This window comes from Streptomyces sp. NPDC002206 (assembly GCF_053593595.1).
The window spans coordinates 1-13,183 of the sequence record NZ_JBSFCW010000007.1; the positions used below are offsets into that span (position 1 = coordinate 1).

The following is a 13,183-nucleotide window of genomic DNA, read 5'->3' on the forward strand; positions in this document are numbered from 1 at the left end:
GTGGGGGGGGTTTGTTATAATCTCGGCGCGCCCCCGCCCGGCGCCGCGCGGGGTTTTAATCATTGGTGGCGGGGGGCCCCCCCCCCTCCGCCCCCGCCCCTCACCAGCACACGTTCAGAAGCGCTTACTGACCCTGCTCGTCACGGCGGCGCTGCCACCGCTGCTCGATCCGGTTCATCACGGTTCGGCGTTGCCTGGGGTGTCGGCGCTCGCCCTTGCCTCCGGGCGCCTGCTGCTCGCCAGGCTTGGGCGCCTTGCGCCAACCGGTGACCGCAAGGACCGCGCAGCCCAGCATGACGAGGAATCCCACCACGCTGATCCAGATCTGCTGGGCGACCATTCCGGCCATGAGGAGCGCGATACCCACCAGGAAGCCAGCGACCGCCTGGTAGACCCGTCGCCGGGTGTACGTACGCAGCCCGCTTCCCTCGAGCGCTGTCGCGAACTTGGGATCTTCGGCGTACAGCGCTCGCTCCATCTGCTCGAGCATTCGCTGCTCGTGCTCCGAGAGCGGCACGGAGTCCTCCTCGTCGTCGGCCGCGGGGGGGCGGCCGGTATGCGGCCCTTCCAGGATAGGCAGGGATTCGCCCCCGTGAAACCCGCCCTGTTCGCCAATCAGCCAGTCCGGGCCGCCACAACGGCTCAGCTGCTGAGGCGTAGATTCCCCAACATCCGATCCGTCATGCCGGATGGTGTCCCCCGATCATACGGTGACTGCGCCCCGATCGGGGGGCCTGTGGCGTACTCCATCTGCAGCTGCGTCGCTGATCAGCCGCGCTGCCGTCGCGCTTCGGCCCGGCCCTGCGCTGCCGGCACCCGGACCCCGGCCGCGACTCAGGCGCGCTTCGTGCCCAGAACGTGCAGCTGGGTTGCGACCGAGCGGAACGCCGGCAGTTCCGCAACCGCGGTCTCCAGCTTGAGCAGTGCCTCCATCGCGCCGGGCTCGGTGTCCACCAGAACACCCGGTACGAGGTCGGCGAAGACCCGTACGCCGTGGACCGCGCCGACCTCGACGTCGGCTGCGGAGACCAGCTCGGTGAGCTGCTCCGCGGTGTACCGCCGGGGCACGGGGTCGCCTGCGCCCCAGCGGCCCGCCGGGTCGCTGAGCGCCTGCCTGGCCTCGGTGAAGTGACCCGCGAGCGCCCGGGCCAGAACGGCGCCGCCGAGTCCGGCGGCGAGCAGGCTGAGCTCACCTGACGGGCGGAGTGCGTCGACAGCGTTGCGTACGCCCTCGGCGGGGTCGTCGACGTACTCCAGGACGCCGTGGCACAGCACCGCGTCGTAACCGCCGCGCTCGACCACCTCGAACAGGCCGAGGATGTCGCCCTGGACGCCTCGGACGCGGTCGGCGACCCCGGCCTCGGCGGCGCGGCGCTCCAGTGCGAAGAGCGCGTTGGGGCTGGGGTCGACGACGGTGACCCGGTGGCCGAGGCGGGCAACCGGCACCGCGAAGTTTCCGGTGCCGCCGCCGGTGTCCAGGACGTCCAGGGCGTCCCTGCCGGTCGCCTTGACCTGACGGTCGAGAGCATCCTTCAGGACCTCCCAGACCACGGCGGTACGGAGGGAGGCGCGGGGGCGCAGCTGATCCGACACGGCAGTTGACTCCTCGGCACGGTGCCGCCACTGACGGCGGAGCGTGAACGGTGCAGGTTGTTGCAGGTGCTGTCCACCCTATTGCCTCGAGCCACCGCAGCCGTCATCCCGCGTCGGGCCGCTCCTGCCGGGACCGAGGGAGCGTCGGCTGGAGCACCAGGAGTCGCTCCACCAGGCGCAGGAACATGGCCGCGTCGCGCAGCAGATCGTCGGCGTCGCGGCTGCTGGCCGCCCCCGGTATGCCCGCTTCCGCCCGGGCCCTGCGGCGGGCCCCCGAAGCGAACAGGGCACTCCACTCGGTGAGCTCCGGGGCGATCTCGGGGAGGACTTCCCAGGCGCTGCGGATCCTCTCCCTGCGTCGCCTGGTCGTTTCGGGCCGGCCGCGGGCGGCGAGCACGGCGGCGGCGGTGCGCAGCGCGGCGAGATGAGCGGTGGCATAGCGCTCGTTCGGCACGGCGAGCACGGCGGCCTCTTCGAGACCACCGCGGGCCTGGGCCAGCAGATCGAGAGCGGCGGGCGGCGCGGTGGTGCGGCGCAGCACCGGGTGGACGTCGTTCGCCGGACCGCTCGATGACGGGGCGGGGCCGGTCGGTGAGGGGGCAGGGCCGCCTGCGCGGCGCCGAGAGGCGGCAGCTGCGGACGAGTTGGCCATGACGAACCTCCTGTCGTCGTGTGACGGCTCCGTGGCCGTATGTATCCATCGTGGGGCCCACCACTGACAATCGACCTCGATCGGCCCCCGACCTGGCCTTTTGCCTCGTTCGCAAGTTCGAGCTATCTTTTTGTACTGACCAGTCAGTTCAAAAGGGGAGGGTCTGTGGACAGCCCGCACGGGGCAGCTGTCACCGCCGAGGACTTCGGGCTCAAGGGGCCGCGTGGCTGGGCCTTCCGGGGCGTACGGCTCGACGCCCCACCCGGCGCCCTGGTCGCGATCGAGGGCCCTTCCGGCTCCGGCCGCACCTGCTTGCTGCTCGCCCTGACAGGCCGGATGCGCCCCTCCGAGGGCCGTGCCGAGGTGGGCGGTCTGCGCCTGCCGCGCCAAATGGCCGCCGTACGCAGGATCAGCGCGCTCGGCCCGGTGCCGGGGGTCAGCGAACTCGACCCGGCCTTCACGGTCGCCGAGCACCTGCGCGAACGCGCCCTGCTGCAGCGCCGCTTCGACGGTTCGCTGCGCGCCCTTTTCCGCCCCCGCGCCGAGCGCACCGCCGTAGCCCGCAACCGGATCGACACGGCACTGGACGCCGCCGGACTCGACCCGGCAACCCTGCCCAAGGCCGAACGGACCTCCGTACGCGATCTGGAGCGACTGGAGGCACTGCGGCTGTCCGTCGCCCTCGCGCTGATCGGCCGGCCGCGGCTGCTCGCCGTGGACGACACCGATCTCAAGCTTTCCGATGCCGAGCGCGCCGAGGCCTGGGAGCTGCTGCGTTCCGTCGCCGACAGCGGAACGACCGTACTCGCCGTCTGCAGCCAGGCGCCCGGCGGCGCCATCACCATCCGCACGGACAACACGGACACCGCGGCCACCACGGCCACCACGGCCACCGAGAGCGTCTCAGACACCGCAGACGTCACAGAGGCAGATGCCTCGGACGCCTCCGAGCCCGCAGAGGCCCCCGAGGCGACGACGACCGAGAAGACCACTGATGAGGGGACGGCCGATGCGTTCGCCGAAACTGGCCGCGCTTGAGCTGAAGCGTTTCGGCAGGGGCAGGCTGCCCCGCGCCGCACTCGTCGCGCTCCTGCTCCTGCCCCTGCTCTACGGCGCCCTGTACCTGTGGTCCTTCTGGGACCCGTACAGCCGCCTCGACAAGATCCCTGTCGCCCTGGTCAACAACGACAAGGGCGCCACCGCCGCCGGAAAGCGCATCGAGGCCGGGGACGAGATCACCGGTGAGCTGCTCGACTCCAAGATCTTCGAGTGGCACGAGGTGAGCTCCGCCCAGGCCGACCGGGGCGTCGAGGACGGCACGTACTACCTCTCCCTGACCATGCCGACGGACTTCAGCAAGCGGATCGCGTCCAGTTCGGGTGACTCCCCCGAGACCGGTGCGCTGCAGGTGCGGACGAACGACGCCAACAACTACATCGTCGGACAGATCTCCCGGACGGTGTTCTCCGAGGTCCGCACAGCCGCCTCCGTCAATGCCTCGCGCGGCTTTCTCGACCGGATCTTCATCTCCTTCTCCGACCTCCATGACGCAACGGCGAAGGCCGCGCAGGGCGCCGACGACCTCAAGGGCGGGATCGGCAAGGCGAAGAAGGGCTCGAAGGATCTCGCGGACGGGCTCAAGGACGCCAAGTCCGGCAGCGGCCGGCTGGAGAGCGGAATCGCCAAGCTGAACAAGGGCGCCGACGACCTCGAAACCGGGTCCCGGCAGGTCGCCGACGGCACCCAGTTGCTCGCCGACAAGGTCAACGGGGTGGCGGCCGACCTCCGCCCGTTCCTGAAGGACAACGGCAGGACGATCGGCGACACCGCCCGTCTGGTCGCCGATTCCTCGCAGACCGTACGGGACAACCTCGACCTGCTGGTGAAGGCGGCGCCGACCGCGGCGACCGCCGCCCACGAGGCCTCCGACGATCTGGCCGACGTCTACCGCACCCGCTGCACCGAGCAGCTGCTCCCCGACCCCACCGTCTGTCCCCCGCTGAAGCGGGCCACGACCGCCGCGGCCGATGTCGCGAAGGTCGCCGACGATGTGAACGTACTGGTCAAGGACCAGAACGGGGATCTGAAAAAGCTGCGCGGACAGCTGGCGGCCCTTCAGAAGCAGGCCAACGCCCTCGCCGAACGCTCCCCGCACCTCGACGAGAACCTGAAGTCCGCCGTCGCGAAGGTCAACGCGCTCAACACCGGTGCCCACAAGGTCGCCAAGGGCGCGGACGAGCTGCACACCGGCCTGGCCACCGCGAGGACCGGATCCGTCGATCTGAACACCGGCGTCGGCGAGTTGAAGAAGGGTGCGACCAGCCTGGACGGCGGGCTGATCCGGCTCGGCGACGGTTCGGCGTCGCTCGCCCAGGGGCTGAACGACGGGGTCGGCAAGATCCCCGACTACGACAAGCAGGACCGCGACCGGCGCACCGATGTGATGGCCGACCCGGTGAAGCTCGCCTCCCAGTCGCTGCACAAGGCCCCCAACTACGGCACCGGGTTCGCCCCGTACTTCATCCCGCTCTCCCTCTGGGTGGGCGCGATGGTGGCGTACATGCTGATCCAGCCGCTCAACCGGAGGGCGCTCGCCGCCGGGGCCTCCGCCTGGCGGATCGCCTTCGCGGGCTGGCTGCCGGTGGCCGCGATCGGCCTGCTGCAGGTCGCCGCCCTGATGTCCGTGCTGCACTGGGGGCTGGGACTGCAGATGGCCCACGCCGCCGGGACGATCGGCTTCCTCGCCCTTGTGACCTGCTGTTTCGGCGCGATCGTGCAGTGGCTGAACGCACGGTTCGGTGCGGCGGGACGGATCCTCGTACTCGCCGTGCTGATGCTCCAGCTGACCTCGGCCGGAGGTACGTATCCCGTCCAGACCAGCCCCGGCTTCTTCGGTGCGATCCACCCGTATCTGCCGATGAGCTACATCGTCGAGGGGCTGCGCAGGCTGATCACGGGCGGCGGGCTCGGCCCGGTCTGGCAGGGCTGTGCGGTGCTCCTGGCGTTCACGGCGGGGGCGCTGGCCCTGACCGCGGTCGCCGCACGCCGCAAGCAGGTGTGGACGCTGGACCGGCTGCATCCGGAGCTGAGCCTGTGAGCGCGCCGGGACCTGTGAGAATCGACCGCATGGAAAGCAGTAGCACCACGCGTCGCCAGGCCACCCGGCAGAAGCTCTACGAGGCGGCCGTCACGCTCATCGCGGAGAAGGGTTTCTCGGCGACCACGGTCGACGAGATCGCCGAGCGCGCCGGGGTTGCCAAGGGCACGGTCTACTACAACTTCAAGAGCAAGACCGAGCTCTTCGAGGAACTGCTGCGGCACGGCGTCGGACTGCTGACCGCGTCACTGCGGTCCGCGGCCGAGCAGACCGAGGAGCGCGGCGGCACCCGGGTCGAGGCCCTGGACGCAATGATCAGGGCCGGTCTGGTCTTCATCGACCGCTATCCGGCCTTCACCCAGCTGTACGTCGCGGAGCTGTGGCGCACCAACCGCGCCTGGCAGGCGACCCTCCTGGTGGTACGTCAGGAGGCCGTCGCCGTGGTCGAGGACGTGCTCCGGGAGGGCGTCGGGAACGGCGAGCTCAGCCAGGAGATCGACATCCCGCTGACGGCTGCCGCACTGGTCGGCATGGTGCTGGTGGCGGCGCTGGACTGGCAGGCGTTCCAGCCCGAGCGGTCCATCGACGATGTGCACTCGGCGCTGTCCCTGCTGCTGCACGGACGGGTCAGCGGACGCTGATACGCACTCCTCCCCGAGAGCGTGCGCACGCACAGAAGCGCCGGTCCCACGAGGCTCGATCCCCCCGAGCCTCGTCCGACCGGCGCTTCCCGTGCTGCCGGAGGGCCTTCCCCCGTGACCCCCGTGTTCCCCCGTGGTCCCCGGGCCCTCCGTGGTGCACCCCCGTTCCGGAAGGAGTGCCGTGCCTGTTCCGCCGCCCCGTGTCGGCGGTACCGGCGCTGTGCCCCTTCCGTGGTCTCCACTCTTCCGTCTGCGCAGGTGGCAGCCCATCCGCGTACCTACTCATCTCGTCAACTAGGTACGGATACTCAGAGCTGCGCACCCGACCCCACCCGCAGCGCCGCACCACCTGGTTACGATCACGTCCGTGTCCGTGCTCCCCCTGGTGTTCACGAGTGGCTGGGCGAGCGGGATCAACGCCTACGCGGTGGTCCTGTTGCTCGGCATCTTCGGCGCGACCGGCATCAGCGACGAGGTGCCCGCATCGCTGCAGCGCACCGATGTGCTCGTGGTGGCCGGCGTGCTGTTCCTGTGCGAGGCGGTGGCGGACAAGATCCCGTACGTGGACTCGCTCTGGGACTCGGTGCACACCGTCATCAGGCCGCTCGCCGGGGCCGTCGTGGCGGCGCTGCTGGCCGGTGAGAGCGGTTCGCTGCCGGAGCTGGCCGCCGGGGCCGTCGGCGGTTCCACCGCGCTGATGAGTCATTTGGTGAAGGCGGGCACCAGGATGGCGGTGAACACCTCGCCCGAGCCGTTCAGCAATATCGCGGTGAGCACCGCCGAGGACCTGGGCGTCGCCGGAATCATCACGTTCGCGATATTCCATCCGCTGGCGGCCGCGATCATCGCCGCGACACTGCTGGTGCTCGGCATCGTGATACTGGCCTTCCTGGCCTCCCGGATCCGCCGGTTCCTGCGCCGCAGGGCCCAGCGGCGCGAGGAGAAACGCCTGGCCGGGACGGGTTCGCACTGGCCTCCCGGCTGACTTGTCAGCGGTGGCCGTTAAGGTCACTGACATGGCACGTATTGCGGTGATCGGCGCCGGGATGGGCGCAATGGCGGCGGCCGCCCGGCTGGCCGTGGCAGGGCACCGGGTGACGGTGTACGAGCGGTCCGGCACGTTCGGCGGCTCGGTCGGCCGGTATGCCCGTGACGGCTTCGCGTTCGACACGGGCCCCTCGCTGCTGCATCTGCCCGCCGTCTACCGCGATCTGTTCGTCAAGACCGGCAAGGAGCCGCTGGAGCGGTGCGTCACGATGGCGCAGGTCGATCCGGCGAGCCGGCATCTCTTCGCCGACGGCACGGCGGTGTCGCTGCCGAACGCCTCGCGGGCCGGGGTGGTCGCCGCCCTGGACGGCGCGCTGGGGGCCGGTGCGGGCAGCAGCTGGGGCGAGTTCCTCGACCGGGCCCGGGATGCGTGGGACCGGTCCCGGCGGCCGCTGCTGGAGGAGCCGTTGCGCGCCGACTGGCAGGTGCTGGGCCGCGATCCGTATCCGGCGCTCCGGCAGCGCCGGATACTGCGGGCCGCCCGGCAGGCGGGCACGGTGGCGGAGGTCGGTGCCTGGGAGCTGACGGACCCCCGGCTGACCGCGCTGCTCGACGGATACGCGCTGTCGTACGGTCTCGATCCGCTGCGCACGCCGGCGAGCGCGGCCCTGCTCCCGTACATGGAGGAGACGTTCGGCAGCTGGTACGTGGTCGGCGGGATGCGGGCGCTGGCGCAGGCGGTGTACGAGCGGTGCCTGGCGCGGAAGGTGGAGTTCGTGTTCGGCGCCGAGGTGGCCCGGGTGGTGGAGAAGGACGGCCGGGCGGCGGGGGTCGAGCTGGCGACGGGGACGGTCGCCGAGGCCGATCACGTGGTTCTCGGGGCCTGGCCGCGCCCGGGGCTGGTGCCGGGTCAGGCGCTCTGGCAGGACGGCGATGTGACGGCTCAGCCGCGACCGGCGGACCGGGCGACGGTGCCGGGCCGGTTCCAGGTCCTGCTGTCGCTGAGCGGCGCCCGGCCCGCGGGGACGGTGCACCGGACCGTGGTGCACGGCGCGGACGGCGCGGCGGAACGAGAGGCGGTGTTCGGTGGCCGGCTCGCCGAGCGGCCCACGGTGACGGTGATCCGCCCGGACGATCCGTCGACCCGCCCCGACGACGCGCACGAGGCCGTGACGGTGACGGCGACGGTCGCCCCGCACGGCGCGGTGGACTGGACGGACGTGGCGCTGCGCGAGCGGTATGCGGACACCTTGATCGAGGCGGCCGGCGCTGCCGTCCCCGGCATACGTGAGCGGCTGCTCCACGCCGAAGTGCGGACGCCCGCCCAAACAGCGGCCGACACCGGTGCCGAGGGCGGCTCGGTGCCCGCACCGGCGCTGGCCGGGGCCGGGGGCGCGTATCTGCATCCGGGGAACCGCACGCGGCTGCCGGGTCTCTACCTCGCGGGCGGCTGGTCCCACCCGGGCGGCGGGCTCGCGCACGCCGGGATGTCGGGGACGCTCGTCGCCGGGCTCATCGTGGAGGGGGACGGCTTCCGCGGCTCCCAGTGAGGGGCCGGCATCGGGAGGGCACGAGTGCGGGTACGGGGGCCGGGCACGTCCGAAGCCGCCTCGCCTCTTCGCCGGTCTCCCCCATGACCTCGAGGGCATGAGAGGGCAGGACCGGGTCCCGAGCGTTTGTCAGTAGCGGTACTGCTGTTCGTTGTAGCCGCTGTCGTAGGCGTTCGGGTACGGGGCGGGCTGTGCGGGCTGCTGCTCCGGCGGGTACTGCTCACCCTCGCGCTGCTGCGGCACCCAGACGCCGCCCGGCGGGGTCTCGGAGGTGTACTGCTGGGCGTAGGGGTCTGCCGCGTACTGCTGCTGGCCGCCGTAACTCGCGTAGGTGTCGGGCGCCGTGTACTGCGAGGGGCCGCCGGTCGTGCCGGTGCCGATGTACGGGTCGGAGTACGCGGCGTACTGCTGCTGGCCTGTGCCGTAGTCGTACTGCCCGGCGTAGCTGTCCTGACCGGCGTAAGTGTCCTGCCCGGCGTAACTGTCCTGCCCGGCGTACGCGTTCTGGTCGGCGTACGTGCCCTGCCCGGCGTAGCTGTCCTGGCCGGGCACGCCGCTGTACGTGGAGTAGTCGGTGTACGGGTCGTACGCGCCGTACTGGGGCTGCCCCTGAGCCTGCTGGGGCTCCTGCTGCGGCACGGGATCGGTGTAGATGCCGTACTGCCCGGTGTCGTCCGGCAGCGGTTCCGGCTCGTAGACGGCGGCCGCGGGTGCGGGTGCGGCGCTCTCCGTCTCGCCCTCGCCCGCCCGGTCGTACTCCACTTCCAGGTCCGACACTTCGAGCGTGGGCTCCCGGCGGGTGTCCCGGTCACCGCCGCTTCGACGGCGACGGCTCTCGCCCGGGCTGCCCCCTATGGCCCAGCCGGTCGAGAAGCCGCGCCGGAAGGAGAGCGTGACGTACGTCTGGCCGATGGCGAACGCGATCGCGCCGACGGCGATGACAGGCACGGACGGCATCAGCACGCCGACGACCACGCCGGCGAAGCCGGTGAAGGCGAGCAGGCGCCAGCGCAGCCGCGCCTTGTACTGCAGGAGCACTTCGCCGAGCAGCCACAGCGCCACGATGCCGAACGCGATGTAGAGGACCGTCCAGCCCATGCCCGCCCCCATTTCTACGGCCGCCGCCCGGGATCATGGCGGGTACGGCCGGTCACGACTGCTTGTGCAGTCCGAGATTCTCGTAGATTTCGAGCGTTGCCGTCGAGTTGTTGAGCGTAATGAAGTGCAGTCCGGGCACACCCTCGGAGCGCAGCCTCGCGCAGAACTCCGTCGCGAACTCGATGCCAATGGAGCGTACAGCGGCAGCGTCGTCCTTGACGGCGAGGATGCGGTCTTTCAGGGACGAGGGCAGCGTCGCGTTGCTGAGCTGCGCAAACCGCTCCAACTGCTTGACGCTGGTGAGCGGCATGACCTCGGGGATGACGGGCGTGTCGCAACCTGCAGCAACCACGCGGTCACGCATCCGCAAATAGTCGTCCGGATTGAAGAACATCTGCGTGATCGCATAGTCGGCACCCGCGCGGCACTTGTCCACAAAATGCTGGATGTCGGTGTCCCAGTCGGTCGAGCGCGGATGCATCTCGGGAAATGCCGCGACCCCGACGCAGAAATCGCCGGATTCCTTGATGAGCCGGACGAGGTCGGCCGCGTACCGCACGCCCTCCGGGTGCTCGACCCACTCGCCCATCGGGTCGCCCGGCGGGTCGCCGCGCACAGCGAGGATGTTCCTGATCCCGGCGTCGGCGTACTGCCCGATCATGTTGCGCAGTTCGGCGACGGAGTGGTTGACGGCCGTGAGGTGCGCGACCGGCGTGAGAGTGGAATCGGCAGCGATCTGCTGGGTGGCTCTGACCGTCCCGGCCCGGGTGGAACCACCCGCCCCGTACGTCACGGAGACGAAGCTCGGGCCCACCGCCTCGACCCGGCGAAGCGCATTCCAGAGATTCCGCTCGCCCTTCTCGGTCTTGGGCGCCCAGAACTCGAACGAATACGAAGTCTTGCCGGTCGCGAGCAGTTCACGCACGGTGCGTGCGTGATCCGTCCTGGTAGAGGGAGTGCCAAGGGCCATACTGCAGGTTAACCAGGGTGCGGCGGCCCCCCAACCGGACCAGCGGCAATTGCCCGAATTGACTGGTGGTTTGTCCACCCCTCGGACAGTCCTCCGGCATTCTCCGGATGATCTGTGATTTCCCTGACGCGCCTGTCAGCCGTCGGTGCGCGCCCTGATCCGCTTCGCCAGCTCCGCGGTGGCCGCCGCCGGATCGTCGGCCTCGGTGATCGCCCGTACGACGACGACCCTGCGCGCTCCCGCGTCCAGCACCTCGTCGAGGTTGCCCGCGTCGATCCCGCCGATGGCGAACCAGGGGCGCGGCTGGGCGAGCGAGGCGGCGTACCGAACGAGGTCGAGGCCGGGGGCGTGCCGGCCGGGCTTGGTCGGGGTGGGCCAGCAGGGTCCGGTGCAGAAGTAGTCCACGCCGGGCTCGGCGACGGCGGCGTCGACCTCGGACTCCGCGTGCGTGGAGCGGCCGATCACCACGTCCTCGCCGATGATGGCGCGGGCGGCGGGGACCGGCAGGTCTCCCTGGCCGAGGTGGAGCACGTCGGACCCGATGGCGTGGGCGACATCGGCCCGGTCGTTCACGGCGAGGACCTTGCCGTGGCGCCGGCAGGCGTCGGCGAGGACCGCCAGGTGCTCGAGCTCCTCGGCCGCCTCCATGCCCTTGTCACGCAGCTGGACGATGTCCACCCCGGAGGAGAGCACGGCGTCGAGGAAGGCGGGCAGGTCGCCCTGGCGCCTGCGGGCATCCGTGCACAGATAGAGCCGGGCGTCGGACAGCAGCTCGCGAGGCGTGGGCATGGCGCGGTTCCCCCTTGATACAGCTGTACGGAATACAGCGGTACGACACGGTCGGGCTGGTACAGCGGTACGGCGTGATGCGGAGGTACGGGCCGGGCCGTTCGGAACGGACCGTGCCCGTACCCCGCGTGCGGTTGTCCCGGTCAGACGGCGAGCGCCTGGGCGCGGCGCTTCACCTCCGTGCCGCGATTCTCGCTCAGCGCCTGCGCGGGGGTACCCGGCAGGGTCGGGTCGGGAGTGAAGAGCCACTCCAGCATCTCTTCGTCGGTGTAGCCGTCGTCCCTCAGGAGCGTCAGGGTGCCGGAGAGGCCCTTGACCACCTTGTTGCTGTCGATGAAGGCAGCAGGCACCTGGAGCGTCCGGTTCTCACCACGTCGTACGGCGATGAGCTGGCCCTCCTTGACCAGCTGCCGCACGCGCGTCACCTCGACATCGAACATTTCGGCGATGTCGGGAAGGTGGAGCCAGGCGGGGACGAGAGCATCAATCTTTGCGTCAATCTCGGTCACGAAGACAAGCGTGCCATCCCGGACCGACAGTCGGTACCCGGACCCGACCGGACGGGGGTCACCCCAGTGCCCGCAAGGGCTCCGGACCCCCCTCCGGGCGCGCCGCTACGGAGCATCCGCCCTGGCCGATTTCAGCGGTACGGCGGGATCGGCCGCCCGCACCGGATCCAGCCGTGCCCCCGCCTCGATGAGTTTGCGCCCCTGGGCCAGATCGCGCGGCCGGCCGACGGCGAGAACGGCGACCAGCGCGCCGTCCCGCAGCCAGCACACGGACCAGGCGGGATCGGCCGGGTCGCCGCGCCAGAGCAGGGTGTCCGCACCCCCGTGATGGCCCGCGTACTGCACGAACCGGTCGAACTGCTCGGACCAGAAGTACGGCACGGGGTCGTATGCCAGGAGCTGCGACGCCCCGTCCGCACCGGCACCGATGATGTTGGCGGCGGCGGTCCGCGGCCCTTGGAGGGCGTTGTCCCAGTGGTGGACGAGGAGCCGTGTGCCGTACCGCGCGGAGGGGAAGGACGCGCAGTCCCCGACCGCGTACACATCGGGCAACGAGGTGCGCAGCGCGGCATCGGCGGTCACCGATCCGTCCGGACCGAGGGCGATGCCGGAGCCGGCCAGCCAGCCGGTGGCGGGCCGGGCGCCGATCCCGACGACCACCGCTCCGGCGGCAACCGTGCGGCCGTCCGCGAGGACCACGCTGCCGGGCTCGATCCGGGCCACCGGCGCGCCGGTGAGGAGTTCGGCGCCGCTCTGCGCGTACCAGCGGGCCATCGGGGCGGCGACCTCGGCGGGCAGGACGCCCGCGAGCGGACGGTCGGCGGCCTCGACGACGGTGACCTCACAGCCCGCTGCGCGGGCTGCAGTGGCGAATTCGGCGCCGATCCAGCCCGCGCCGACGACCACGACGGTGTGCTGCTGGTCGAGGACCGGGCGCAGCCGTGCGGCGTCGTCGAGGGTGCGCAGCAGATGGACGCCGGGCACCCCCTCGGAGCCGGGCAGCACCACCGGTTCGGCGCCGGAGGCGATGACCAGGACGTCGTACGGGACGGGGCCTGCCAGGGTGTCCAGTTCGTGCACGTCGGCCCGTACGCCGGTCACGTCACGGCCCAGTTGCAGCTCGATGTCCAGCTCTTCGAAGTCGATGTCGAAGGCGGAGCCTTCGGCCGTGCCGAGCAGCACCGCCTTGGACAGCGGGGGCCGGTCGTACGGCTGGTGGGGTTCGGCACCGATCAGGGTGACCGGGCCGGTGAAGCCCTGTTCCCGCAGGGCCACCGCGGTCTGTACGCCGGCCATG

13 protein-coding genes are annotated in these 13,183 nt (G+C 71.1%); 5 read left to right on the forward strand and 8 right to left on the reverse strand.

Going from position 1 to position 13,183, the window contains the following annotated elements; all coding sequences use genetic code 11:
- Positions 1-124 precede the first annotated feature (124 nt).
- The 3 genes from ACWCP8_RS15585 to ACWCP8_RS15595 form a co-directional block, all read right to left on the reverse strand.
- Positions 125-517, reverse strand: coding sequence for a DUF3040 domain-containing protein (locus tag ACWCP8_RS15585; protein ID WP_267005611.1), 393 nt, complete (start codon positions 515-517; stop codon positions 125-127).
- A gap of 317 nt (positions 518-834) precedes the next feature.
- The gene (locus tag ACWCP8_RS15590) at positions 835-1,593 is read right to left on the reverse strand and encodes a methyltransferase (RefSeq protein WP_030919297.1); all 759 of its coding nucleotides are present in this window, start codon (positions 1,591-1,593) and stop codon (positions 835-837) included.
- Positions 1,594-1,696: 103 nt separating this feature from the next.
- A complete protein-coding gene (locus tag ACWCP8_RS15595; protein ID WP_352270544.1) occupies positions 1,697-2,245 on the reverse strand; it encodes an SAV_6107 family HEPN domain-containing protein in 549 nt (182 codons plus the stop codon).
- A gap of 165 nt (positions 2,246-2,410) precedes the next feature.
- Between ACWCP8_RS15595 and ACWCP8_RS15600 the strand changes: the two genes are divergently transcribed.
- From ACWCP8_RS15600 to ACWCP8_RS15620, 5 genes are all read left to right on the forward strand, one after another.
- Positions 2,411-3,283: an ATP-binding cassette domain-containing protein gene (locus tag ACWCP8_RS15600; protein ID WP_451116374.1), complete on the forward strand. Its 873-nt coding sequence runs from the start codon at positions 2,411-2,413 to the stop codon at positions 3,281-3,283.
- Positions 3,255-5,342: a YhgE/Pip family protein gene (locus ACWCP8_RS15605; protein ID WP_451116376.1), complete on the forward strand. Its 2,088-nt coding sequence runs from the start codon at positions 3,255-3,257 to the stop codon at positions 5,340-5,342. The genes ACWCP8_RS15600 and ACWCP8_RS15605 overlap by 29 nt, the downstream gene beginning before the upstream one ends.
- A gap of 29 nt (positions 5,343-5,371) precedes the next feature.
- Positions 5,372-5,983, forward strand: coding sequence for a TetR/AcrR family transcriptional regulator (locus ACWCP8_RS15610; RefSeq protein ID WP_030972924.1), 612 nt, complete (start codon positions 5,372-5,374; stop codon positions 5,981-5,983).
- Between the two features lie 367 nt (positions 5,984-6,350).
- On the forward strand, positions 6,351-6,968 hold the full coding sequence (locus ACWCP8_RS15615) for a DUF4126 domain-containing protein (protein WP_352270539.1): 618 nt from the start codon (positions 6,351-6,353) through the stop codon (positions 6,966-6,968).
- 31 nt (positions 6,969-6,999) lie between these two features.
- Positions 7,000-8,520: a phytoene desaturase family protein gene (locus ACWCP8_RS15620; RefSeq protein WP_451116378.1), complete on the forward strand. Its 1,521-nt coding sequence runs from the start codon at positions 7,000-7,002 to the stop codon at positions 8,518-8,520.
- Between the two features lie 129 nt (positions 8,521-8,649).
- On the opposite strand, the gene ACWCP8_RS15625 is transcribed toward ACWCP8_RS15620, so the two are convergent.
- The 5 genes from ACWCP8_RS15625 to ACWCP8_RS15645 form a co-directional block, all read right to left on the reverse strand.
- Positions 8,650-9,618, reverse strand: coding sequence for a hypothetical protein (locus ACWCP8_RS15625; RefSeq protein ID WP_352270536.1), 969 nt, complete (start codon positions 9,616-9,618; stop codon positions 8,650-8,652).
- A gap of 52 nt (positions 9,619-9,670) precedes the next feature.
- Positions 9,671-10,588: a methylenetetrahydrofolate reductase [NAD(P)H] gene (gene metF / locus ACWCP8_RS15630; RefSeq protein ID WP_451116614.1), complete on the reverse strand. Its 918-nt coding sequence runs from the start codon at positions 10,586-10,588 to the stop codon at positions 9,671-9,673.
- A gap of 135 nt (positions 10,589-10,723) precedes the next feature.
- Complete coding sequence (thiE, locus tag ACWCP8_RS15635) at positions 10,724-11,377, reverse strand: thiamine phosphate synthase (protein WP_451116380.1); 654 nt, start codon at positions 11,375-11,377, stop codon at positions 10,724-10,726.
- A 143-nt stretch (positions 11,378-11,520) separates the two neighbouring features.
- The gene (locus tag ACWCP8_RS15640) at positions 11,521-11,886 is read right to left on the reverse strand and encodes an Rv2175c family DNA-binding protein (protein ID WP_352270530.1); all 366 of its coding nucleotides are present in this window, start codon (positions 11,884-11,886) and stop codon (positions 11,521-11,523) included.
- 105 nt (positions 11,887-11,991) lie between these two features.
- Entirely contained in the window at positions 11,992-13,182 is a 1,191-nt protein-coding gene (locus ACWCP8_RS15645; protein WP_382842571.1) for an NAD(P)/FAD-dependent oxidoreductase, read from the reverse strand.
- Position 13,183 lies beyond the last annotated feature (1 nt).